This window comes from Pseudomonas saponiphila (genome assembly GCF_900105185.1).
Classification (GTDB): Bacteria; Pseudomonadota; Gammaproteobacteria; order Pseudomonadales; family Pseudomonadaceae; genus Aquipseudomonas; species Aquipseudomonas saponiphila.
Genome location: NZ_FNTJ01000001.1, coordinates 4,185,153 through 4,206,253 on the forward strand (window position 1 = coordinate 4,185,153; position 21,101 = coordinate 4,206,253).

Here is a 21,101-nt window from a genome sequence, read left to right on the forward strand (position 1 = left end):
TCAGTCAAGGCTGTGGGTTTTCCAGCGCAGCGAGTCGAGCAGCAACATTCCCGGGAAGAGTTTCAATGCTTATTTCGGCCATCGTGTCATAGTTCTTTAGTTTCCCCTCATGATAAACAACGTTAAAAGGGGGGTCTGGAAGTTTATGCCACACAAAACTTCCGTCAGACTGAACAATATATTCACCAAACCGATCAGGGCCGGTCGAGGGAGGCGATCCGCTTACCCAAACAGAGCCATCAGGAAGTACATAATCGTCCTCATAATATGTGCATCCAACTTGGGACGTACCGACAACACCAAAACACTTGAATGAACTCATGCTACCTCCTGCGGTGGCAATGGCCAGTCTATGTTGCTTGGAAATCCTTCTTGCTGAACTATCCGATTAAGAGTTATCCGATATTGTTTCCAAAGCTTAAGACGATTAACCTCGTCTGTTGTTGCAGAATTTTCATCTATTGCATCTTGCAATGGGGCCATTAGATTTGCTGCAACAGATAAGAGAGTATCGCGCTTTTCTATAGCTCGTGCTTTTACCTCCTCGATAGCAGGTGGCAGAGGAACTGGCTCTGGTGGCAGTTCTTCTCCAAGCGGCATATAGTGCTCGCTTTCGTAAATAGCGCTAGGACCATCAACCATCCTAGCCCCCTGCCCATCATTCCTTACTGCATATCCAATCATAGGTTATCCTCCCACCCCGTTATCCTCACCTGGCCCGCTGCATCACTTGAACCATAATAAATATTTGTGGACTCAAATATTAAATTGAATCCAAAAATACCAGTTGTTGCGGGAGAACTACCAGCAACACCAATTGTTAGCACTGGTGGGTTTACCGCGTCGCTTGTAGAGCCATACTGATTGCTTGGGGCGACAATTACACTGCCACCAGGGCTCTGTACGCGAGCAGTAAAATAACCAACACCAGAAGTTACCGGAACAATGCCCAATATTGACGCAGAAACCCATGTAGGTACGTTTGGAGAGCCCTGAACACCTGAAATTACCATGGGTAGAGATGTCAGATTAGATCCAGATGCAACTTTATAGTTTACTCGGCGACCGCTCTGAACGAAGGACAACGGATATTTGTTAGCTGGTGTCGCATCAGAGCGAACCCAGCCGACTCTGGCTTTATGCGTATAACCCGCAGGCATCGTAGGAGAGGTTGAGCTAAGTGAGAAAAGCCCAGCCGTTGTAGTGCCGTTCCATATAACCCAAACGCTATACCAAGTGCTTACCGCCGACACACCCGTATCCAGGCCATTAACCCCTGACGAGCTAAGATTTGGCGAGATACTGACCGATCTCAAAACCTGATACGAGCTTGAAGAGTTTTCAACAAATATTTCATCAGCAGCAAAACTTGCAGTGCTGCTTGTGCCACTAGCTGAACCCGTTAGTCCCTTAACAGATCCTTGAATTCCAACTATTGGCGCTGGAAGCTGGTCAAGCAAAACAATGTCGGTGCCATCATATTCAATGTCAGCCAACTGGTTTGCAGCAAATATCGCTGCTACCTTGGCCCCAGTTGAGTCGTACTGCTTGATAGTCTTGGCACCAAGGCCGGATATGTTCATGGTATCCGTGCCAGTGCTAGCCACGCCAAACTTCACGCGAAAACGCTGGTTTGCAACATAACTCGTGATGGCAGGTACTGGTGTCAGCGTGAGCGTTGCGGATACGCCTCCACTTGTGAAGGCTGTGACGCTCTGTGTCTGGATTTGACCTGCACTGATAGCATGTTGAGTTTTGGTTGCAGGGGCAACTTGCAGGCCGCCACCACTACTCTCAAGTAATACCCAAGATCCGCCACCTATTGAGCTATTCCATTGCACCCATACCACGCTATTTGCGACGATTTCTCCGCCCTGCAAAGCTGCATGGTTGCCTCCCACAATGGCAGCGGGAGCTATACCGTTTGGGCTGAATGTCGTCGCGCCAGTATTTGCATTCGCCGCTTTGAATCGGAGTACCAAGCCGTCCTGCAGGGTCGTGATCGCAGGGAAAAAGGTCGCTGCGTATGTATTGATCGACCCAATATCAAGTGCATAGGTAGTGTTTCCACTCTGGATCGACTGCAACACGCCAGACGGGAGAAGTGGCGCACCAGAGTACTGAGTGATATTGCCAGAAGTGATGGTGGTCTGCCCGAACGCAACGGTTGCCACATACAGGCCTACATAGCCGCTATCAGGCGCTGGAGTGGTTTGACTGCCGGTGGCGGCCGAAGCGCCAGCCTTGACCTGCACGATCGCAACGCCCTTGCGAGATGTGTTCTGGGTTAGACCGTTGTTGCCCATGCCACTATACGGCAGTGCTGGATTTGCGCTGTTGTAGTACGGCAGCAAGACGGGTGTTGTGTCTTGGTCCTGGTACGTCACCTGGACGAGGTAGTTGATTGACTGGCCGGTGGTCGTCGGCGCCGGGCAACTCAGCGTTACACCATCGAGCAAGATCCCTTGCTTCAGGATCGAGTGCGTGGTGTCAGCAGGCAGTGTGGAGAATGCCAATGAGTCGATATTTGTGAGGCTGTAGATCTCGCCGGGCGCCACGACGATCTGCAGCGAAGCCGGCCCAGTAGGGGTAACGGCAAAGCCGTTCGCAATGGTACTGGTACCCAGCATTGCGGCAGCCAGCTTGGCGTTTCCGATCATCGCGTCTTTTGCCATTTGCAAAAGCGTGGTTTCAGGCAAGATTTGGCCTGGATATACGATCTGTCTGTCCATGGGTGCCCCATAAAAAAGCCCGCACATGGCGGGCCTGGATTCGAGTGGTGGGTTTCAATTGGTAATGCGATACCAAATCGTCGTACCGTAAGGCTTGGTCGCCTCTATGGCGGCTACGATGTCTGCGTCAGAGACTTCTGGGAAAAGCTGGGATGCCGGCAGCAGGCCACTTGTCATCGAAAGGCCAAACCAGTTAGTGGCAATACCAGGCCAATTCGCCGCGCCGTTGCCAGTTGGACGATAAGCTGTGATAAAGGCTTGATACGGGCAACTGGTTGAGCCGAGCGGGCCCGCTACGCCAAGCCCTAGGGTCAACCCAAGACAGCCGCAATCGTCGGGCTTGGCGGGCTCAATGATCAGCGGGCGACGCCCAGTCAGATCAAATAGCACCTGATCTATGCCGCGCCTGGTTGCCCGCTCTCTGAAGATGTTGATCAGGATTCGATTGCGATAACTGGTATCAGACTGGTTTGCGTACCGGATCAGCCCATTCCCGAAGAAGTCCAGCCCAATGATGTCGAGCCAGCCATCCGTAGCAGTCTTGATGCGCGTCTGGTCCTTCGCGTACAGGTATAGGGTGAACCCCCACGAAAGTGCTTGCGCGTAACCCCACAGCAGCGCATCGCGGATTGGGTTGTTGTCACCGAACCACCCGAAAGGAAGCAGGCTTTTCAGCCGTTCGAACATGTCGCCTTGGTCACCAACGCTCATTTAAGCCACCGTCACTGTGCCTGGTCGGATGACCTGTTTGTTGGTTGCGGCCAAGTCAGCGGTACTGCCATTCAAAAGTACGGCCGACACGTTGGTGATGGCCGGCGTAACGCCGTACGCCACCGCTGCTAGCTGGGTATATGGGAGTATCTGACCAAGCGTCAGGTTGGATATGTACGCCTGGATGGCGGTCACCACCTGGGCCACCACCACGCTGTGCACTACGGTGGAATCGGTAGTGATGGTCATGCCTACGTTGGCGGTCACCAGTACTGGGCCGAAAACCCCATACCGAGTGGTGAATGCCCTGGCAGATTCAATGGCGGCACCTGCAGTTACAAGAAATGAACCAGGGGGCGCCCCGCTACCGTCATCCACGACCGCATAGAAATATCCGTACAGTAGGTTGCCGCTATAGTCCTGATTCTCGGTCAAGGTATAGCTGACACCCTGTTGCATGGACGACAGCGCATATTGGATTGCAGCCTTGGTGCCCTTGGACAGCGACTGCACCCAAAGCACAAAGCGCGCACGGAATGGCACATCCTCCTCTTGATCTACGCCGCCAGCAAACACTGCGGAGTTGGTGACGGTATCAACGCCGCTGATGCTGCCAACAATAACCGTAACCGTGCCGATCAGGGCATTTGCTGCTGCACCTGCGGTGCTTGCTGTCACCGGCACCGTAGCCGACGCCGTGCCAGCCGGAATCAGGTAACCGCCAAGACCAGCGTCATACATAGGATTGGTCGTATCGGTTGTCACAGCGTACTGCTGCGAGCCATCTGTAGAGCCGACAATGGCGCCAACTGGAATCAACGCAGGAACTGTTGGTGTAAACCTGGAAAACGTGACGCTGCCGGTAGCAAAGCTGGCAGACAAACGGTAAAACCCAAAGTCCGCCATCCAGCTGTCCAGGTCTGCCCCGGACGACGTGGAGGCGCGGGTGGTGGCAAGCAGCGTGACAATTAACTGCTGCAGCCACTGCAAAACGCTGGCGTTGCTTTCGGCGATGGCGCGAAGCAGTGAACCAATAGTGAAATCCACCAGGCCGGCAGCTCGGCCTTGGATCGCTGTAACTTGGTCCCGGACCAGAGTGGTGAAGTCCTTGATATTGAGCGATGCCATATCAGCGATTTACCTCAAACGAGAGCGTCACCGGCTCGCCAAGCGGCGCATCGGTGTAGCTGATAGTCACGGAAAGGGTCTCGTTGTCAGTCGAGACCGAGATAACAGGGGCTGGCTTTTTGGCAACACAATCCTCAAGCAGGATTTGGCCGCGAATCAGAGCGATGATTTCAGGTATGTTGGTGAGCGCGCCCACGTAACGGCCAAGGCCGGCGCCATACTCTGTATGGAACAGGTAGTCGCCTGGATTGGTAATCAGTCGTCGCAGGATTCGCTGCTTTCCCCGCTCGACGCCCTCTACAATCGAAAGGCTGCCTGTCGGCGACAACGATAAGTCGTCCCCGACATAGTGATTCAGGTCTTTCATGGCACAGGCACTCCAGATGTTCCGGCGCCTGGCGTCACGCCACTTGTACGGTGCGTTTTCAGGCTGATGGTGTCCGCTTTCACATCACCACCACTGACAACGACGCCAGTACCGTCAGTGACGGTCAAGGTGTGGTCCATGCTGACTGGGCCACCCGTAAACGCGTGCTGAGGGGCGTCGTAGGTGATTGATTCGTCAGAGTGCACGCCAAGTGCTCCGACCGTGTGCAGCGTCACAGAGCCATCTGTGTTGAACTTCAGAAGCGATCCAGTGGAGTGAACTAGCCAGACCTCTCCGGATGGGACTGGAAGAGCAAGATTCAGGCTGTTGGTGTGTCGGGCGGTGACCTTTCCAAGGTTCGGATCGGACGAATCGAAGGTAACGGTGACCTCATCACCAATCTGAGGTCCAATCTGTACGCCCCAGCCATTACCAACACCAGGGCTGTCCAGTTTGATCCAGTTGGTTTCTCTTCCCTCCGGCTGAATAGCCACTTTCACTACGCCATTGACCTTGTCGTAGCTGGTGATGGTCCCCGTCCTCGGCCCTGTCATGTCGCTATTGCCTTGCTGACGCATGGAATTGGCGAAGTCGGCAATGTTCATGGCTGCACCATTGAATTGGGATTATGGTTCTTGGCGGTCAGGCTCATGGTGTAGCCGCTCTCAAAGCTCAGCGAGCGCCGCACGGAATCAACGTAATAGAGCTGATCGAACCCGGAGCCAGTCCCTTCTTGGCGGACAATGGTGTTGGGCATCAGCGAGTTATCGCCGGGCATGGAGCACGACATGCGCATTTCGTGCACCGTGATCTCCCTGTGGATCTTCTGCGCGAGCTGCTGGGCTTGGTTTTGGTCCAGCCCGTTGCGCTTGATCTCATAGACCTGACGCCTTGAGGTTGATTGGCCTGGCGCAATACCTCTTGCCGAATTCGTGGGATAGGTTGCCTTGTAGGTCTTTCCGTCCTTGTAGGAGATCACTTGCACTGTCACGCCGCGGGCCAGAGTTAGGTCGCGCTCAAACACGATGTCATCTGAGGTGTTCGACTGCGGATATGCCAGCACTCCTGGGTCGATCCAACGGATCAGGTACTGGTCGGTCACGGCCGGATCAAGCGCCGGCTCGTAGTGCAATTCATTGCCCGTCACATACACCTGGAAGCCGTCCAGCCCGGCGAAGTAGGCCAGCAGGTCCCACTCTGTGCGCTCGTCAGTAACGTGCGCGTGGTCCCACTTTGTGATGCCTCCGACCTGGGTCTTTGTGGCAGTCACGACTGGCGTGAGGCCGCGGCGATTCGCCAACAGCGTGGCCACTTGGCTAGTGGTCATGTTGGTGAATTTCTCGTTGGTCTTCCTGTCGATGAACTTGCTGGTGTAGTCGCGCCCCTCGATGCTTACCTCAAACTTCGCCAGGCGCACACTTAGCCGGTCGACGGTGCCAACGATCAGCGTCCGCCAGTCTTCAATGTTCTGGTCGATCAAGCCGATCGATATCGAAACCTCAATCGATTTCTGATCAGCCCACCACTTGATGCCGTTGTAGGGGTCAGGCATCGCTGACATGGCGAACACAACGGAAAAGGTGTCGGCAGAGTAGAACGCGTTGCTATTGATCTCGCAGGAGAAGAACGGGACCTCTACCCCGTTCAGCGAAAGCCGGGAAGCAATCTGCCTGACCTTCTGATCGGTCGCTTCAGTGTTCAGGTCCAAGCTATTCACCTATCGGAATTTTTATCGTCTGGATGCCATCAAGGCGCGGGTCAACGATGCTGTTGGCCGCGGCAATCTGTGTCCATCTGGACTGGTCGCCATAGCTGTCAGCTGCGATCTTCTGCAGGCTGGAGTTGCTGGTGGTGACACTGGATGTGCCGTTTGCCAGCGGGCCGGCCAGGACGTTCTTCTGCACTCGCTCAAGCACGCTTTGCATCTGATAGAGCGGCGCCAGTTGGGTCAGCGCGCCGGCCTGGCGCAGCACGTTGTGCGCCGCCCGGGCGACTGGATTGCCTGGAATCAGGCCTCCCAGGGTGGTGATGTCGTTTATCGACGCGCCAACCTGAGCGATTACCGACTGGATGATCTGCTGGGCCGCCACAATCGGGCGGATCACTGTCTGAATCGTCTCGATCGTGGCGTTGGCGAAGCCCTGGACCTGCGCCACCGCATCCTTAACGGTGTTGATGGCGCTAGTCACCGAATCCACATTGATGATGTCAGCCAGGCCAAGCGATTCGCCGATATCGCTGTTGATCAGCGCGTCCAGGGCGCCAGCCAGCGCGTTTTCAGTGACTGGCGCATCCAAGCGCTCAATGAGCAGTAGCTCGATGCTGTAATAGCGGCGATAGACATGCTCAAAGCGCGCGTTGAAGTTCTGGATCAGGACGCTGAAGTAATAGCCGTCCATGTTGAAGGCCAACGGCAGACCAAGATCACGGAGCGTTTCCAGCTCAGTGACCCGGTCGCCGGCCGTGGCGCCAGTGAACCACCCAGACCACGACATGTTGTCGTAGTCGATGCCCATGACGTCGACGATCCGCTTGCCGCCTACCAGCTTGTGCACGACAGCCTGCTGTTTCGCCCCAATCGTCACCGACTCAGGGACCTCAAGACCGCTGAACTCGAAATCGCCAACAATCAATCGAGTGGCAAACGGATCCCCGCCCGGAGCGAAGTTGTCCAGGAAGCTTGTAAAGCTCATCGGTTATCCCCTTGGGTAGGCGGTGCTTGGTGTTCCTGGCATCAGCATGCTGCGAGTAGGGTCAAAGCCCTGGGTGCCGGTCTGTGGCTTGGCGGCCTCTTTGGTCATGCGCTGGATGACAACATCGCTGACCTTCTTGCCGTCGATGTACAGGTTGATCGGCTGCTCCTTACTGGTATCAGCCTTTCCTGGAACCGGCGCAACCAACGGCGACCACGGTTGTTTCGGGGCATTACTACCCCTGAAGTCATCTGCGAAGGTCGTCTTTGTCAGCTGCATTGATGCCGGAAGGATCAGGTTGGCGCCGGCGATCAGCGTGTTAAAGATCGTCTGCCAGCCGGTCAGGAAGATCAGCGCAAATGACTTGAAGGCCCCGCCGATATCCCCGTTGAACAGCTTGATGAAGCCAGCTTTCAGATCGCCCCACATCAGCGTCAGCGCCCCGCTCACCTCCTTCCAGTTGTTCCAGAGGAGGAAAGCAGCGACCGCAATGGCCGTTATGGCAAGGCCAATAGGGTTCATCAGCAGCGCCCGGCCAAGAAAGAAGATCCCTTGCCCCAGGAGTTTCAACGGCGATAGGAAGGCCATCACCATTCCGCGCAGAAAGCCCGAGGTCAGGAACATCCCAACAGCCTTGAAGGAGTCGATCACGAACATGACCAGGTACGTACCGAATCTGGCCATGATCGGAACCAGCGGACCGCCGAGAAATGCTATCGCCTGCCCAAGCAGCAAGAACCCGCGGCCGGCAGCAATGACCATATTGATCAAGCCACCCCCGATGAGGAATGCTGACAGGCCGAGCAACGCATAGGTGAATGCTTTTACTTTGCCTGGGTTTTCACCCATCCACTTAGTGAGATCAATAATGACGTTATTCAGCTTAGTAACGGCAGTTATCGCAAGCGGCAAAACTTGATCGCCAAGCATCAACATCAGATCCTTCCACTTTGCCGCAAGTTGAACTTCTTTGCCGGCAAGTGTCTTGTCTGTTACTGCTACTGAGGCATCAATGCCAAGCGCTTTATGCTGAGCCTCAAGCGAGTGATGTAGCTTCTCTATGTTTTTGTCGATCAGCGTAAACATCGCACCGCCAGTCGAGCCAAAAAGCATAGCGTTAGACTGACCAATAGCCGAATCCGAAGTAATCCCCATGCGTTTATGCATCGGCATGATGATCTTTTCGTAGAACTCTGTCGGGTTCTGGCTGAACATTTCAGCGCCAATAAGAGGATTACCTTTGAACGCTTTAATTCCCCCCTGCTTGTTCCAAATTACTCTTTTCTCATCCCAAATTCCGTTGGCGACAAGCTCATGTGCTACCTGGTTAGGGATTTTTACGATGCCATTGAGTCTGTTATAGGCCGTTCTAAGCGAGAAGCCAGCTGTCTGCCCTTTGAGCATAGTGATGATTGGCTCCATCATGGCGACCGCATCATCACTCATATTCATCGCAGCGATACCGCCGCGCGCTTTGAATTGGCGCAACTGCTCCCAGTTAACCGAGCCGCCAGAGGTTTGCGTCATCTTCCACCCAGCATCCGCCAGCTCATTGAAGCGCTTGGCCGATTTCAGGCCGCCCGAGTCCTCAATGTAACGCATCATGGCCATGCTGCTGGTTTTCATAACTGCCTGCGATTCCTCGCTCAGGCCAGATGTTGCATAAGCAATCTTCGACAAAACAGGGGCAGCAATCTTTGCCCCTTCCAGCGCCTCCATACCTGGAAGACCACTTTCACGAAAGACGCCTTGCGCCTCGGTAAAAAGTTTCATGTTCGTGGTGATGCTAGTGCCTATAGAGTTCATCCCTTTAACGAAGCGTTCAGACTCAGCGTTAACAGCGTCAGACATCCCATACAAGGAGAGCTTGGCCATCTCCGTCTGAAACTTCTTGGCCTCGTCCAGGGGGGCCTTAAACATCGCCGCGATACCAAGGCCTCCGGCGAACATCGCGCCGCCTATCGCGCCTTGGCGGCCGATGGATGCCAATTGCCGGTTGAGGCGATCAGCATCCTGCCCTGCGGTATGCAGTCCCCGCGAAATTAGGGCAAGGCCGGCGCTGACATGGTTGATCAGCGACAGCTTGACGGCGACGGAATAAGCCTCAAATGCCATAATGAGCTTCCTTCTTGTGGCGGTTGATCACATGGCACGCACTCATCGCACGTATCAGTGGAAAGATGGCCGAATCCAGGATGTCGGCTCTATGTATGGGCTTGATGCAGAGGAGATCCCGCCGAGGCGGCCACAGAAGAAAAAAGGACCAGGAATCGGAATCCAGGACGCGTTACTGCTATTCACTTTCAGCAGCGTGCTAATGATTTTTGCTGGAGGAGCCTTACTGGCTTTCCTGCTTGTTGTTTATTCAGTTATTTTCGGGTGATCACATGCAAAAAGCACTGCCAGCAACTGCGCTAACAATCGCGCTTGTACTTAGTGGCTGCTCAAAGGTAGACAAGGAAATTTGCTGGAAGCAGGAGACAAAAGATTCTGTATCAGCTTTAGTTTCCTCTCAATCAAAAGACATAGAATCAAGAATAAAAAACTTCTTCGAATTTAAGAAGATAAATATTTACTTCGGATCGATCGATGTAAACATGAAAACATCTGACTACTCCCTAGAGAAAATCGACAAGGAAACCGAGGCTGTTGAATGCTCATTCAACATGAATATAGAGACCAAGTTCAATTCCTCTGCGACGCTGCAAAACTCAGGCAAAGTCAGATTTACGTCAAAAGTTGGAGAGCATGGCAGGTACATAGTTTTGGAGAAAGGCGATATCCCTCCAATAGTAGTCGGCCTCAAATAAAACAAGCCCCTTAAAGGGGCTTGTTTATTCAAACATGCTTATGCAGCAGAATGCATTCCCATCGCATAACCACCAGTCAATCCAAGGCTGCGATAGTTCTGGTACAGCTCGTCGCGGCGCTTATCCAGGCTTGCAAAGGCTCCACGGCCTTCATTCAGCATGTCAAAGAACAGCATCAGGGTTTTCGAATCAAGCAACTGCGCAGCGGAAAACATATGTTCTCGATGCCGAGACATTGCAGAAAAATATGACATCAGGCCGTAGAGGTGGCTTGCTTCATATTTATCCAGGGTAATTCCGTCCTTAGGAGCAGCCTGGATGTACTCGCCTTCCAGAACGACATACGCTGCGATGAAGTTGCGCGCCGCGTCGAGTTGATCCGCTGGAATGTCCGCCGCCGATCGAACGCCAAACGCAGCATGGGTCTGCGACCAGATTTTCATGGTTGCACGGCGCTGCACCGCTGCAGGCAGAGAAGACACTTTGCCCTTGACCACAGCACCGAGCATGTGGAAGCCGTCAGTGCCGATAGTTTCACCCATGATGGTGCGGGCATCTTCTGGAGCAATCTGGCTCAGCCGCTTTTCGCACTCAATGAAATAGCGGCGAGCCTGCTTGCCCTTTTCATTTCGCTCAACCATGGCAAGCTCCTTGCCCATGTCCAAGGTGATGCGATATTCCCTGCTTCGACGGCCCCCAGTGCTTTTGCTCAAAGTTGAGCAAAAGTCTTCGCCCTCTTGAAACCCATACTCGGCAATGCGTCGAGCGATCCAGTCCTTGAAGTGCGTGTCCACCTCAAGGAAGCGATGCAGCTCTCGAGCATCAACCAGTTGGGCTTGCTCGCCATGGATTGATCCAGAGAAGACAGGAATAAGCTCGATGACATCAGGTGCCGCTGTGCTATTATTCGACATGACGATTTCTTCTCCGAAGTTGATCTCGTTTCCCAAAGCCCTAAGCGCTGCAACGCTTGGGGCTTTTTCATTTCTGTTCATTCATCACTTCCCCCTTTGCCTGCTTGATGATCTCAACTAGTTGAGCATTCATTGAGCGGCCCTGATCCTTTGCTTGCTTCTTCAGCCAGTCCATTAGTTCGCATGGGAAGCGTACCTGGGTGCGCGCGAGTGACTGCATAGTGCCTCCTTAGTGACTCTGTGTCACTATACGAGCCGACCAAGGTAGTGTCAACATAGTGACATGACAGACGAAATTTACAGATCACAGTTCCGCCTCCCTTACCCACTGTACGAGCAGCTCAAAGCAGCGGCAGACGGGAATCGCAGATCGGTTAACGCCGAGCTGGTAGCTCGCGTTGAAGAAAGCTTCGCCAGCCAGGACAGAAGCAGTGCGGCGAAGTCTGTTTTTGGGGTGAACAAGCAGCTTTTGTTGGCTGGATCCGAAGCGCTGGATGGCGATAAACCGGTCACCCGAGCAGAACTATGGGAAGTGATCGGTCAAGCTATAACGCATGCCTTGAGCAGCCAGATCGAAACGCCTCCTGACAACGCCAAGCCAAAGCCCAATACTGGACCGAAATCTCGTAGGCCTCGGGATAAGAAATAGCGGTTCAGCTAAACGCCTCACAGCAGCGAGCCGTACCCAAGCGCCTCATGAATCAGCCGACCGCCGACCAAACCCTCTACTGCCGCCGCACCGATGGTGCGGCGGATGAATTCCTTGTTGCGCAGAACCGCTGGCCCCATCACCGGCCGCGGCGGAATGCGCTGCGTGCCGAATTCGTGATAGACCATCTTGGGATCGGTGGCGCCGATCACCGCCTCAAGGCCATGGCGGACATGGCTGATCGAGTCACGCATCTGACCAGATGCCTCGAGCGGGGCGTCCGCGCGATAGCCCTTACGGGCTTTCTCGGCCTCGGTTGACTCCGCAAGCTCATTCCATTCTGGAAACGGTCCAATCCCTTGCTGGTAGTGGCCAATCTCAGCCTTTGCGGTTTCCTCGATGCGCTTGGCGCACGCTTCCAGGCCGCGCTCAAGGCATGCCACCTCTGCGGCGGCAGCGGCTGCAAGATGAAGGGCCAGGGCGCCCATGCTGTTGAACTCCATGGCTCACTCCTTCTTGTCGAACTGCATGCTGTGCCAGTTGAAAGTACCGGCCCCTTCAAATTCAGAAAACATGATTGAAAAGGCCATCCGCTCATAGTCGGATAGCAAGTCACACCCAAAAACCCTGTCAAAAGGAACCCCGTTCTTCACCAACCAGCATCGGCTGCGAAAATCGAGGTCCTCAGTCAGTTTTTTGCGGCGGCCTGCTCAGCGCTGAGCGCACTTGCGGCTGACGCGGCGTCGGCCTTGGCTTTTGCGGCTTCATGTTCAGCAAGCATGTATTTCTCAATCGCATCCATCCCTTCAGCGCCAAGCTCAGAAAGCATCGACTCGATCTGGCTAAGGGTTTGCGGCAGGCCGAATCCGACATCATCGATGTAAACAACGGATGCAGCTGGAAGCGCAAAAGCCCCCATGTAAACGCTGTTTGCCGCAAGCTCCCCACCTACAGCCATCACTACCCTTGCCTTTTGCAATGGGTCAAGGGTGCGAAGCTTGATGACTCGGCCAAGGCTGTCGTGGAGCGAAGTGAACTTGGGCTTTTGATCAACGTGGATCGGAGCTGCGGATTCGGTAACTTTTACTGTGGCCATGGATAAATCCTCGGGTCAGAGAGTCGTCAAGGAGCATGGCGTGCGGGGTGACGAGTCCCGCGCCCTGCTTGCGGGGCTGCCATGCAAAACGGTTAAACCTTGATACGTCGGCGCGCGGTGAAGGACATGGACTGGCGAATGGTCTTGTCGCCTTCCTTCTTGCCGGCGTCTTCCAGCTTCAGAATGACGTGCGTGTAGCGCCAGGTAGTGGTGCCCCCGCCGACTTCCTGAATGGTTTCGGTGATGGTCGCCGGGCTCTGGTTGACGCCGTTGTAGTAGTCGCTTTCGAACTGCGCCCACCAATCGTCCAGCGTCGAGTCAACTCGCTCGGCCTCGAAAGTACCGGTCCAGCCCTTGGGGATCATCAGCTCATCGGTCTGACCGTTGAGCGGCGTGATTTCCTGGTTGGTGACCTTCGGCTTTGAGTCGAAGGACATGATCTTGCTCAGCCTGATCGGGCCATAGGGTCCGTTGATATCGATCGCGATATCCTTCCCCGTGTTGTATCCACCTTGCATGGCGATCTCCAAAATGAAAAACCCGGCTCTAGGCCGGGCTGGATGTGTGGCTTAGCGCTTAGGCGGCGCGGGGGGTTGCGGAAGCAACGACGGTGACGGACTGCCCGGCTTCCAGGTTTACGAGGAAGTAGCGGATCACAGACAGGTACTTGACCTGCACGTCGGCCTGCATGTAGCCCAGGGCTACGCGGGAGTCGGGGTTGTTGCTGGCGTCGATCTGCACGGAGAACGCAGGGCCACCGTTGACGTCGCCAATCATTCCTTGCTGCACCAGGACCTGCAGGAAGCTTTCCATGGTCGACTTGGTAGTCCGACGCACATCTGGGGTCTGCAGTTGGCCAATAACGCCGCCGAAGGAGGCCGCGATGGTCAGAGAGATGAAGTTCGTCATCCGTGTGTAGTTGTCGCCGTTCACCGCGGAGTTGCTGGAGCAGTTCAGGCCGGAACGGTGGCCGTAGTAGCTGCCGCCCGGGCAAGGATTGGTGATCACGTCCAGGCGCGCGGTGTTGATGGCGCCGATCTCGGCGATGCTGTACGGCTGCTGCGATAGGTTGCGCTGAGTCGAGATCGCGTTGGTGATCGGCTTGTTAAGCGGGCTCTGGTTTGGCGAAAGTGCGGCGATTTTGGCGGCCGAAAAAGTCGCCGGCGCTATCATGCGTTTCTGACCATTGACTTGATCCTGCCAGTACACCCAGTCGCCAACCATCACCTTAAGCGCGTAGCTGTCACAGCCGGCGGTGGTCAGGCTGGTGGAAACGGTGGCGTAGGACGCGCCGGCCGGCCCCTGGGTGACCATGTAGCAGCCTTCAGACAGGCCGTAGGTCAGCATGGTTGGCCACTGAGTCGAATCGGTCAGATCGATCAGGTTGGCGACCTGGGCACCGCTACCACGCAGGGCGTACATGCCTTTGCGAGTGGAACCGGTGACGCCGTCGACACCGATCAGTACAGCGTCAGTCAGCGTGGCATTGCCCGAGGTACCCGAGGTAAAGGTGACGGTCTGGGTTGTGGCGGGCGCGGTACTTGAGGCGCCGACAGTCGCAATCACAAGCTGAGAAGGCCCGCGAATGCCCGACTGTCCGTTGTTCACCGCGCTGACGATGTTTTGCCACAACCCCAAGCCGGTGCCCGTGATGTTGTCGAAGACTTCCGGAGCTACGCCAGGCAGGGAAACAACCAACTTCCAGCTTGAAGCCGCGGCGCCGGCCGATAGAGTGGCGCTCAGTGAATTGCCCAAGGTGCCGGTGTAAAACGCCGTCAAAGTGGCGCCGGTGGCTGTGGCGGTGTCCTTCAGGGTGCTTGTGGCGGCGGTATCAGTACCGTCGGTAACGCGCACGGCGCGGATGTTTGAGGCTCCGCCTTGAATGGAGATGGCAATCGCGGTGCAAAGATCGTACTTGCGCACGGTCTGAATGCCGAAGTTCTGCGATGCATCGCCAGGGGAGCCGATCAAGGTTGGGCTGTTCACCGGCCCCCAATCGGCGATGCCGACGAGGCCCAGGATATCGGTGGCCACACCGTTGATGTAGCGGGTCTTTGGCGGAACGATCTGGATGTAGAGATCTGGGGCCTGAAGTGCCGCCGTGTTCAAGCTGCCTGCCGGGTAAATGGGCATGGCGTCCTCCTAATGAAAAAGCCGCCTCAGTGGGCGGCTTCTTGTGTGTGGGTTTCGCTTGTTAGGCGTTGGCGACTTTCAGGACATTCCCGGCGCTCTCGCCGGCCAGGACCGCGGCAACCTCGTCCGGGTCGGTGAGGACTTGGCCAACCTGATAATCGGCGAATGCGAATTTCACGGTGAGGGTGTATGGCGCTTTTGCCTTCGAGGCCGGCGCTTTGGTGTCTGCAGTATCGGAGTCCATGTCGGGCCTCAAGGGTTCACAGTTGTTTCAGGAAGCCCGCTTAGGGCGTTGGTGATGTTCAGTACCGGCGCAATCGCTTCCGCCTGTTGCTGGGTCTGGGTCGTCGCGTAATCCACGGTGTAGATCAGGTCGCGGCGGTACAGCCCAGACTTCTCCTGCGCATCCGTTTGGATAGAGTGCGAATAGCGGATGATCCCGTGCGAACCATCCGGCAACGCTATGTCGGTCGCATCAGAGAGGCGCGAATCGATCGGCGATGAGGCCGCGTCCCGGGAACTTGGCGTTGGTGCCCAGACGGTGATCTGGAACTGCTTCTCCTGGCGTTTCGTTTCCTTGATCGCGGTGCCGAAACCGCCGACGCGCGCAATGACGCTGTGGGAGCCTGAGATCGTGATGACTGCCCCGGCGCTGGATGAGCCAGGGATCAGAGCGGAAAGCCCTGTCGCAGCGCTTGTAAGCGTGTCTGATGGCTGCATGGCATAGACATAGCTGGCCCCGTTCACGTTGATCAGCAGGTTTTGCCGGCTGATCGTGCCTGAGAGCGTGACCGTTGCCCCTGAAACCGTCATTGTGACGGAGTGCGTCGGAGCAACAAGAAGCGTCCAATCCCGCCCGATGAAACGAGTGGTTTTTCGCTCAGTAGCAAGTGGATAGAGGCTGATGTGAGCCCTTCCAGCCGTCAAATCACTCTCAAGAACGTTCGGAACGGGCCAGCCCGGGTAAATCTTGACCTGAATCCCGCACACGCTCGGCTGACTGGTCCCGTTTGGGTACACAATCGCCGCGACCTGTGCGGTCAACTGGTTGAGAACATCGGAAAGGTCGGCCATATCACACCTGCGCCTGCATGGCAGTGAGGCGCCAGCCCATGTCGGTCAGCTCAGCGCTTGAAATCACGTATTTCCGACCGAGATCATCTCGGATGAAGTCGCTAGTCCTGAACTCAACCCCAGGCCATGCTGGCATAAGGATCAACCACCACGGGGTTCTGACATCCAGCGGCAGTTTTGCGTCGTTTGACTCACCCTTGGTGCCCTGCAAGATGCTGGCAGGCCATCCTTGCATCAGGACCTCCTCGTTTTCTGGAGTCGCCCCGCCGTAGCCAACTGCGCCATAGCCAGAATCCATTCCGGTGCGTGAAACCGAAACAGTACGATTGGCCTGAACACAGTAAATCGGCAGCGTGTCCTGCATCGCTGCGATGAAGAACGTGCCCTGGCGCCCGACGAGGAAGTCGCCGACTTCGAAAGTGCGAGCATCAAACAGTCCAAGCCACGTTGCTTGGCCGTACTTGTTTGGCGCCGAGTAGCTGAAGTTCGTGGTGAACGACGCCGGCAGCGTCTGCAAGGCGGTTGACGACAGCGGGTTATTGGCGCTCGTAGCGCGGAATTGCTGGTAGTCGAAACCGATTCGCTTGGCTGCCTTGCCATAGCCGATGTAGATCTTGTCGCGCAGCTTAAAGCCGTCCATATCACCCCCTGGCCAAGCTGATCCCGCCACTTCCCAGGGATGGCCCGGGAGGAACTCCAAGGAAACCGCACAGCTCGCGGCGCCAGAGCCGATACAGCCTCATCCGGTCCGTCACCTCGTCCTTGTTGTGCACCCATACAGCCGCTTGTGCGGTGTCCAGGTTCTCGGTTGAAGAAAGCACGTCAGTTTCGAGGCCAGCGATCTTGGTCAGGAAGTTGGTCATAGTGACCTCTTCCTCCGGCCGCAGGCTGTTCAAGCGATGGTTCAGCGTCTGCCAGATCAGCGGCGCCACCCAGCCCCAGGCCGTATCACGCCGATCATCGAGCGTCACGTCGCCCTGCATCGGATACCCGGCGTAACGCCGAGCGTCCGATTTTTGCTGGTCAGTAAGCATGGGTGGCACCTTCTTGGGTTATTCGCTGGCCGGCTTGTTCTGGTCGAACAGGGATTGCAGATCGGCCTTGGAGGCACCTGCCTTGTAAGGAACGCCAAGCTCATCAAGCTTGGCCCGCAGGAAAGCTGCGGTTCCTTCCTTCGGCCCACCCTGGTCGGATCCATCGTCGTAGCGGGTATGGAAGTTTTCGTCGAAGCTGTCGGCATCGATCAGGACGAAATCGCCCTGCCCTTCGCCCCACGGATCGACTTTGATCACTTTATCGCTCATGCATTTCTCCAGGATTTGATGCGCCCGTGACCTAAGACACGGGCGCAGTCATTACGCCAGCAGCAGCGCGGTGTGTTCTGGTTTGACCATCGCAACACCCCAGGCCAGCGCGATTTCGTACTGGATCTGGCGGTATTGCTTGTACAGCGAGATCTCGAACGACAGGCCGCTGATAGGGTCGGTGATGATCATCCGGTCGGAAGCGCTGTCGCCGCCTTCTGGCAGGGCCGGAGCGCGGGTGGCAACAGCCAGTGCCGAGCGAGCGAACGCCATGTTGCGGGTGGTCGCGGCAATCACGGTGATAGCGGTAGCGGAAGTACCGATCGCCTTGCGCAGGCCAGGAGCAGCCAGCACGATGGTGCCGCCGTTCGAGACGTCAGTGTCACCGGTCAGTACGACGTACTTGTTGGTATCGCCGGCGAAAGTGATCACGTCACCCGCCAGTACGGTGCCGGTACCGGCCGAAGCCAGGCCGATGCTGGTAGCGCCGACTGCGTAGCCTGCGGTGTTGGTAGTCGCACTCGCGCCGGTGCCGGCCACAACGGTTTTGACCTGCGCCGACTCGCGGATGGCAAAGCCGTGAACGTCCAGCAGCACACCGCGGCGCAGCATGCTGGTATCAGCCGCTTCGTTCGCTTTGGTCAGTTGACCCAGAGTGCGCATGCTGGCGCCGGCGGTGGTGTCCAGCACCATCTGCAGGTCGCTCGTCGGCGCGCCGTTGTCCGACAGGATTTTGCGCATCTGCGCGGCTTCTGCCAGGTTGGTGGCGAACGGGACGGTGCCAGGGGTGCCGTAGGCGCGGGACGACTTCAGGCACAGGTTGGCGATGTCGGATTCGACTTCGTTCACCAGCGCACGCATACCCTGGGCGAGCTGGTCGCGCAGGATCACGTTGTACGAGGCGCCGTTGTTGTCCAAACCGCGTTTCTCTTCACCGTTCCAACGCACCGGCACGCGGCGAGCCTTGGAAATGGTCATCGACACGGAGCCAATGGTTTGGTCGCCGTCGTTTGGCGGAGTCACTGCGGGGGTGATGTCGGTCGCGCTTGCGGCCGGCGCCACAGGCGAGGTGACGGTTTGACCTACGGCGGCGCGGTCATAGGTCATGTCGGCAGAAACGGCAGGGATGAAGCCCACCAGTTCGCGGGAGACGACGTCCAGCGCGTTGTAGATCGTGGTTGTGAGGCCGGTGAGAGTGTTGCTCATGGATTACTCCTGGGATCAGTCGGTAACTTCACCGCCCGCAGAGACGTGCGCATGCTTGCCCTGGGGGTCAAGTGCGTCGAATTGGGAGCGGGAGATAGATTTCTTGCCATTACCGCCATTCCCACCGTTGTTTTGAGCACCGGAGCCGGAAGCCCCAGAGCCTTTCAAGATGTGATCGCGGTGCGGGTATTGCTCAACAAGCGTTTCGATTGCTTCGTCGAAGTCAGCGACTTCGCCGGGGCGGGCACGGCTGTAGATCTTTTGGCCGTGTTGGTCGTAGGCGACGGTTTTTCCGTCCTCGACTTTGAAGGCGGCGCCGAATTTGGATTGAACAAGGTCTGCAGGGATTGCCAGCTTCTCGCCGATGTACTTGGAACGACTGAATGCACCGCCGATCTTTTCTTCGTAGAGCTGCTTTTCGAAGGCTTGGGCCTTGGCGGACAACTCATCAACCTGACCCTGGTAGGCCTTGCTGATTTCGTTGCGCACCACGTCGATCTCGCCGGCATCCACCAGCTTCTTCTGATCGAGCTTCGACACGATATCCAGGGCTTTCTTGGCGGCAGCGCCATCCGCGATCCCCTCGAATGCCTTCAGGGCCGTCTCAGCGGCCTCCTTGCCTTCTCGGTGGGTCTTGGCCTCAGCGTTTAGCCGGGCGATCGTGTTGACGGTGCCAGGAGCGTCAAATGCGACCTCCTTGCCATCGTCGTGCACGTAAACCGGTTTGCCGTCTTGCAGTACAACGTGGCCTTGGTCGTCCAGTTTCAGTTTCATTGATGCATCTCCGGGCATCCGCCCATTTGTTGAGCCATCCGGCCCGGCGCGGCGCTATCCATCCGGAATTGCGCCCATAAAAAAGCCCCGGCAGATGCCAGGGCTGAATTTGGTGTTTGTTTACTGCTGCGCGGTGTTCGGCGGTGCGACTTTTGCCGGCTGCGCGGCCACTTTGGCCTTCTCTTCATCCCAGTCCAACTCATCGCTGAGCAAGCCGCGGCGCTGCACTTCCTCGAAAAGGCTTTGGTCAGACAAAATCCGCGCCTTGTTGAGGCTCAGCAGGAACGGCATTGTCAGTTCAGGGGCGAAATCAATGTCGAAGTTGCCCTTGACCTTGACGTGGCCACCTTCCGGCAACCCCATCCACAAGGCGAAGAACTGCAGGACTTGATCAAGTGCGTCCTCAAGCTGGCCGGCCATGGTTTGGAGCGGGCTCATCTCTTGGGCCGCCTCTTCCTCGGACTGGGAAGCGGTCTTGATAGTCTGCCGCTCGCGCTGGAGTAGCTTGGCTCCGGCCAGGCGCATGTCCTCAACGAGGTCCTGCAACGACTGCCGTCCGGCTTCAATCGCTTTGCCAGTGTGTTCTACCCACTTCATTTCGCAGTCTTTGGGCAGCAGGGTCGCAGCGCCCGCGCCCACGGTGATCAGCGATCCATCATCAATCCCCGAAACTGCAAGCATCGGCACCCGGGCGACATGCAGGATGTTGTCCTGGTCGCTCTGTGACTGCCAGTGCTTGACGTTCATGTTCGCCAGCTCAAGCAGTGGCGGCGTAGCGGTGAGAAAGCCTGTGCGCTTGGTGTAGAAGGTCGCCAGCGGTATCACTGGAAGGCTGGTAGCGCCCTCTTCGTACAGCATCCAGACCTTTTTGCCCTTTCCGTCTTCAACCTCGCGGTAAGTTGCCCATGCGCCAGGCACCAGGACCCGAATCTGGTCGATGTTCTTGCACCCGAAGGCGCCATCATCAACCTCGACCGACTCCATGTAGCGAAATTGGGTCAAGAAGATCTGGCCGCCACGCGGTTCTGACCTCCAACCAAGGACTTGGCCTGGCTTGATGATCACACCATAAGGGCGGACGCCGGCCGATTTTTCATCAGCCTTGGTCTTGAGCCCCTCCGCCGGCGGATAGTCGACCAAGACATGGCACAGACCGTGCGAAAGCCCAGTGCTGAATAGTGACTGAGCCCATACCTGCAGATTGTTGCCCTGCCTGTCGAAGTCCTCAGCCATCTCCTCGATCTGTTTGGAGATGTCATCGCAAAAGGCAATCGGGTCCGAGAACACTCGGCCGGTCATGTTCTGCACCGTCTCGCTGTACGCGGGCAGCAGCGTTGAGGTGTTCAGCCTCGCCTGGTAAGCGTCAGCCTCCTCCTTCGGCCATTGTGGCAAGAACTTCTTGCCGGCCTCGCGCATCGCCCGGGTTCCGCCCATCAGAACGTCAACGATGGCCCAGTCTTTACGCATGGCATCCACTGCGGGCAGCGTTTTGCTCGGGTCATCACTCATA

At 56.4% G+C, this 21,101-nt stretch carries 27 protein-coding genes; 3 read left to right on the forward strand and 24 right to left on the reverse strand.

The genetic code is table 11. From position 1 onward, the window contains the following. Positions 1-4 precede the first annotated feature (4 nt). Genes BLV47_RS35605 through BLV47_RS19565 form a run of 10 tightly spaced genes read right to left on the reverse strand, consistent with a single transcriptional unit; the run spans position 5 to position 9,746 of the window. Positions 5-322: a hypothetical protein gene (locus BLV47_RS35605; RefSeq protein ID WP_143038295.1), complete on the reverse strand. Its 318-nt coding sequence runs from the start codon at positions 320-322 to the stop codon at positions 5-7. Further along, positions 319-684 (reverse strand): tail fiber assembly protein, encoded by a 366-nt coding sequence (locus BLV47_RS19530; RefSeq protein WP_092316302.1) that lies wholly within the window; start codon positions 682-684, stop codon positions 319-321. Before BLV47_RS19530 ends, BLV47_RS35605 begins: the two co-directional genes overlap by 4 nt. After that, positions 681-2,732, reverse strand: coding sequence for a hypothetical protein (locus BLV47_RS35610; RefSeq protein WP_143038296.1), 2,052 nt, complete (start codon positions 2,730-2,732; stop codon positions 681-683). The genes BLV47_RS19530 and BLV47_RS35610 overlap by 4 nt, the downstream gene beginning before the upstream one ends. Before the next feature lie 54 nt (positions 2,733-2,786). Further along, a complete protein-coding gene (locus BLV47_RS19535; protein WP_092316304.1) occupies positions 2,787-3,443 on the reverse strand; it encodes a hypothetical protein in 657 nt (218 codons plus the stop codon). Next, a complete protein-coding gene (locus BLV47_RS19540; protein WP_092316306.1) occupies positions 3,444-4,571 on the reverse strand; it encodes a baseplate J/gp47 family protein in 1,128 nt (375 codons plus the stop codon). A gap of 1 nt (position 4,572) precedes the next feature. After that, positions 4,573-4,938, reverse strand: a complete 366-nt coding sequence (locus BLV47_RS19545; protein ID WP_092316308.1) for a phage tail protein — start codon at positions 4,936-4,938, stop codon at positions 4,573-4,575. Further along, complete coding sequence (locus BLV47_RS19550) at positions 4,935-5,543, reverse strand: phage baseplate assembly protein V (RefSeq protein ID WP_092316310.1); 609 nt, start codon at positions 5,541-5,543, stop codon at positions 4,935-4,937. The genes BLV47_RS19545 and BLV47_RS19550 overlap by 4 nt, the downstream gene beginning before the upstream one ends. Then, positions 5,540-6,646 (reverse strand): phage late control D family protein, encoded by a 1,107-nt coding sequence (locus tag BLV47_RS19555; RefSeq protein ID WP_244168916.1) that lies wholly within the window; start codon positions 6,644-6,646, stop codon positions 5,540-5,542. The genes BLV47_RS19550 and BLV47_RS19555 overlap by 4 nt, the downstream gene beginning before the upstream one ends. 1 nt (position 6,647) lies before the next feature. Further along, positions 6,648-7,631, reverse strand: coding sequence for a LysM peptidoglycan-binding domain-containing protein (locus BLV47_RS19560; protein ID WP_092316312.1), 984 nt, complete (start codon positions 7,629-7,631; stop codon positions 6,648-6,650). A 3-nt stretch (positions 7,632-7,634) separates the two neighbouring features. Then, on the reverse strand, positions 7,635-9,746 hold the full coding sequence (locus BLV47_RS19565; RefSeq protein WP_092316314.1) for a phage tail tape measure protein: 2,112 nt from the start codon (positions 9,744-9,746) through the stop codon (positions 7,635-7,637). Between the two features lies 1 nt (position 9,747). Between BLV47_RS19565 and BLV47_RS19570 the strand changes: the two genes are divergently transcribed. Together BLV47_RS19570 and BLV47_RS35615 are read left to right on the forward strand one after the other, a co-directional pair. After that, positions 9,748-10,014, forward strand: coding sequence for a hypothetical protein (locus BLV47_RS19570; RefSeq protein WP_092316316.1), 267 nt, complete (start codon positions 9,748-9,750; stop codon positions 10,012-10,014). A gap of 4 nt (positions 10,015-10,018) precedes the next feature. Next, positions 10,019-10,441, forward strand: coding sequence for a hypothetical protein (locus BLV47_RS35615; RefSeq protein WP_143038297.1), 423 nt, complete (start codon positions 10,019-10,021; stop codon positions 10,439-10,441). Between the two features lie 38 nt (positions 10,442-10,479). Here BLV47_RS35615 and BLV47_RS36575 read toward each other — a convergent pair whose 3' ends face one another. After that, positions 10,480-11,436 carry an antA/AntB antirepressor family protein gene (locus tag BLV47_RS36575; RefSeq protein ID WP_244168917.1) on the reverse strand — a complete coding sequence of 319 codons (957 nt, stop codon included), beginning with the start codon at positions 11,434-11,436 and terminating at the stop codon, positions 10,480-10,482. Continuing rightward, a complete protein-coding gene (locus BLV47_RS19585) occupies positions 11,423-11,575 on the reverse strand; it encodes an Arc family DNA-binding protein (RefSeq protein ID WP_092316318.1) in 153 nt (50 codons plus the stop codon). The genes BLV47_RS36575 and BLV47_RS19585 overlap by 14 nt, the downstream gene beginning before the upstream one ends. A 63-nt stretch (positions 11,576-11,638) precedes the next feature. On the opposite strand from BLV47_RS19585, the gene BLV47_RS19590 reads away from it, so the two are divergent. Then, on the forward strand, positions 11,639-12,004 hold the full coding sequence (locus BLV47_RS19590; RefSeq protein ID WP_092316320.1) for an Arc family DNA-binding protein: 366 nt from the start codon (positions 11,639-11,641) through the stop codon (positions 12,002-12,004). Positions 12,005-12,021: 17 nt separating this feature from the next. Here the strand turns inward: BLV47_RS19590 and BLV47_RS19595 are convergent, their stop codons facing one another. The 12 genes from BLV47_RS19595 to BLV47_RS19650 all read right to left on the reverse strand — a co-directional run bounded on the left by BLV47_RS19595 (position 12,022) and on the right by BLV47_RS19650 (position 21,100). Continuing rightward, positions 12,022-12,507 carry an HK97-gp10 family putative phage morphogenesis protein gene (locus BLV47_RS19595; RefSeq protein ID WP_092316322.1) on the reverse strand — a complete coding sequence of 162 codons (486 nt, stop codon included), beginning with the start codon at positions 12,505-12,507 and terminating at the stop codon, positions 12,022-12,024. 185 nt (positions 12,508-12,692) lie between these two features. After that, a complete protein-coding gene (locus BLV47_RS19600; RefSeq protein WP_092316324.1) occupies positions 12,693-13,100 on the reverse strand; it encodes a hypothetical protein in 408 nt (135 codons plus the stop codon). A 92-nt stretch (positions 13,101-13,192) separates the two neighbouring features. After that, positions 13,193-13,537, reverse strand: a complete 345-nt coding sequence (locus tag BLV47_RS19605; RefSeq protein WP_244168918.1) for a hypothetical protein — start codon at positions 13,535-13,537, stop codon at positions 13,193-13,195. Positions 13,538-13,676: 139 nt separating this feature from the next. Further along, positions 13,677-15,233: a phage tail protein gene (locus BLV47_RS19610; RefSeq protein ID WP_092316328.1), complete on the reverse strand. Its 1,557-nt coding sequence runs from the start codon at positions 15,231-15,233 to the stop codon at positions 13,677-13,679. A 61-nt stretch (positions 15,234-15,294) separates the two neighbouring features. Continuing rightward, positions 15,295-15,477 carry a hypothetical protein gene (locus BLV47_RS19615; protein WP_047305139.1) on the reverse strand — a complete coding sequence of 61 codons (183 nt, stop codon included), beginning with the start codon at positions 15,475-15,477 and terminating at the stop codon, positions 15,295-15,297. A gap of 8 nt (positions 15,478-15,485) precedes the next feature. After that, positions 15,486-16,307 carry a hypothetical protein gene (locus BLV47_RS19620; RefSeq protein ID WP_092316330.1) on the reverse strand — a complete coding sequence of 274 codons (822 nt, stop codon included), beginning with the start codon at positions 16,305-16,307 and terminating at the stop codon, positions 15,486-15,488. Between the two features lies 1 nt (position 16,308). Continuing rightward, positions 16,309-16,947 carry a hypothetical protein gene (locus tag BLV47_RS19625; protein ID WP_092316332.1) on the reverse strand — a complete coding sequence of 213 codons (639 nt, stop codon included), beginning with the start codon at positions 16,945-16,947 and terminating at the stop codon, positions 16,309-16,311. A gap of 1 nt (position 16,948) precedes the next feature. Then, positions 16,949-17,341, reverse strand: coding sequence for a hypothetical protein (locus tag BLV47_RS19630; RefSeq protein ID WP_092316334.1), 393 nt, complete (start codon positions 17,339-17,341; stop codon positions 16,949-16,951). 18 nt (positions 17,342-17,359) lie between these two features. After that, positions 17,360-17,611: a HeH/LEM domain-containing protein gene (locus tag BLV47_RS19635; RefSeq protein ID WP_092316336.1), complete on the reverse strand. Its 252-nt coding sequence runs from the start codon at positions 17,609-17,611 to the stop codon at positions 17,360-17,362. Positions 17,612-17,662: 51 nt separating this feature from the next. Continuing rightward, entirely contained in the window at positions 17,663-18,817 is a 1,155-nt protein-coding gene (locus BLV47_RS19640; protein ID WP_092316338.1) for a major capsid protein, read from the reverse strand. 15 nt (positions 18,818-18,832) lie between these two features. Beyond that, entirely contained in the window at positions 18,833-19,591 is a 759-nt protein-coding gene (locus BLV47_RS19645) for a DUF6651 domain-containing protein (protein ID WP_092316340.1), read from the reverse strand. Between the two features lie 120 nt (positions 19,592-19,711). Continuing rightward, positions 19,712-21,100, reverse strand: a complete 1,389-nt coding sequence (locus BLV47_RS19650) for a DUF4055 domain-containing protein (RefSeq protein WP_092316342.1) — start codon at positions 21,098-21,100, stop codon at positions 19,712-19,714. Between the last annotated feature and the right edge of the window lies 1 nt (position 21,101).

What these genes read in the sequence shown, in the direction of transcription:
- BLV47_RS35610 (WP_143038296.1), bottom strand. Translation starts at nt 2,732, where the DNA reads ATGGACAGACAGATCGTATATCCAGGCCAAATCTTGCCTGAAACCACG.
- BLV47_RS19640 (WP_092316338.1), bottom strand. Translation starts at nt 18,817, where the DNA reads ATGAGCAACACTCTCACCGGCCTCACAACCACGATCTACAACGCGCTG.
- BLV47_RS19605 (WP_244168918.1), bottom strand. Translation starts at nt 13,537, where the DNA reads ATGTCCTTCGACTCAAAGCCGAAGGTCACCAACCAGGAAATCACGCCG.
- BLV47_RS19615 (WP_047305139.1), bottom strand. Translation starts at nt 15,477, where the DNA reads ATGGACTCCGATACTGCAGACACCAAAGCGCCGGCCTCGAAGGCAAAA.
- BLV47_RS19650 (WP_092316342.1), bottom strand. Translation starts at nt 21,100, where the DNA reads ATGAGTGATGACCCGAGCAAAACGCTGCCCGCAGTGGATGCCATGCGT.
- BLV47_RS36575 (WP_244168917.1), bottom strand. Translation starts at nt 11,436, where the DNA reads ATGAACAGAAATGAAAAAGCCCCAAGCGTTGCAGCGCTTAGGGCTTTG.
- BLV47_RS19550 (WP_092316310.1), bottom strand. Translation starts at nt 5,543, where the DNA reads ATGAACATTGCCGACTTCGCCAATTCCATGCGTCAGCAAGGCAATAGC.
- BLV47_RS19620 (WP_092316330.1), bottom strand. Translation starts at nt 16,307, where the DNA reads ATGGCCGACCTTTCCGATGTTCTCAACCAGTTGACCGCACAGGTCGCG.
- BLV47_RS19585 (WP_092316318.1), bottom strand. Translation starts at nt 11,575, where the DNA reads ATGCAGTCACTCGCGCGCACCCAGGTACGCTTCCCATGCGAACTAATG.
- BLV47_RS19535 (WP_092316304.1), bottom strand. Translation starts at nt 3,443, where the DNA reads ATGAGCGTTGGTGACCAAGGCGACATGTTCGAACGGCTGAAAAGCCTG.
- BLV47_RS19600 (WP_092316324.1), bottom strand. Translation starts at nt 13,100, where the DNA reads ATGGCCACAGTAAAAGTTACCGAATCCGCAGCTCCGATCCACGTTGAT.
- BLV47_RS19590 (WP_092316320.1), top strand. Translation starts at nt 11,639, where the DNA reads ATGACAGACGAAATTTACAGATCACAGTTCCGCCTCCCTTACCCACTG.
- BLV47_RS19540 (WP_092316306.1), bottom strand. Translation starts at nt 4,571, where the DNA reads ATGGCATCGCTCAATATCAAGGACTTCACCACTCTGGTCCGGGACCAA.
- BLV47_RS19530 (WP_092316302.1), bottom strand. Translation starts at nt 684, where the DNA reads ATGATTGGATATGCAGTAAGGAATGATGGGCAGGGGGCTAGGATGGTT.
- BLV47_RS19565 (WP_092316314.1), bottom strand. Translation starts at nt 9,746, where the DNA reads ATGGCATTTGAGGCTTATTCCGTCGCCGTCAAGCTGTCGCTGATCAAC.
- BLV47_RS19635 (WP_092316336.1), bottom strand. Translation starts at nt 17,611, where the DNA reads ATGAGCGATAAAGTGATCAAAGTCGATCCGTGGGGCGAAGGGCAGGGC.
- BLV47_RS19570 (WP_092316316.1), top strand. Translation starts at nt 9,748, where the DNA reads ATGAGCTTCCTTCTTGTGGCGGTTGATCACATGGCACGCACTCATCGC.
- BLV47_RS19625 (WP_092316332.1), bottom strand. Translation starts at nt 16,947, where the DNA reads ATGGACGGCTTTAAGCTGCGCGACAAGATCTACATCGGCTATGGCAAG.
- BLV47_RS19595 (WP_092316322.1), bottom strand. Translation starts at nt 12,507, where the DNA reads ATGGAGTTCAACAGCATGGGCGCCCTGGCCCTTCATCTTGCAGCCGCT.
- BLV47_RS19560 (WP_092316312.1), bottom strand. Translation starts at nt 7,631, where the DNA reads ATGAGCTTTACAAGCTTCCTGGACAACTTCGCTCCGGGCGGGGATCCG.
- BLV47_RS19610 (WP_092316328.1), bottom strand. Translation starts at nt 15,233, where the DNA reads ATGCCCATTTACCCGGCAGGCAGCTTGAACACGGCGGCACTTCAGGCC.
- BLV47_RS19645 (WP_092316340.1), bottom strand. Translation starts at nt 19,591, where the DNA reads ATGAAACTGAAACTGGACGACCAAGGCCACGTTGTACTGCAAGACGGC.
- BLV47_RS35615 (WP_143038297.1), top strand. Translation starts at nt 10,019, where the DNA reads ATGCAAAAAGCACTGCCAGCAACTGCGCTAACAATCGCGCTTGTACTT.
- BLV47_RS35605 (WP_143038295.1), bottom strand. Translation starts at nt 322, where the DNA reads ATGAGTTCATTCAAGTGTTTTGGTGTTGTCGGTACGTCCCAAGTTGGA.
- BLV47_RS19630 (WP_092316334.1), bottom strand. Translation starts at nt 17,341, where the DNA reads ATGCTTACTGACCAGCAAAAATCGGACGCTCGGCGTTACGCCGGGTAT.
- BLV47_RS19545 (WP_092316308.1), bottom strand. Translation starts at nt 4,938, where the DNA reads ATGAAAGACCTGAATCACTATGTCGGGGACGACTTATCGTTGTCGCCG.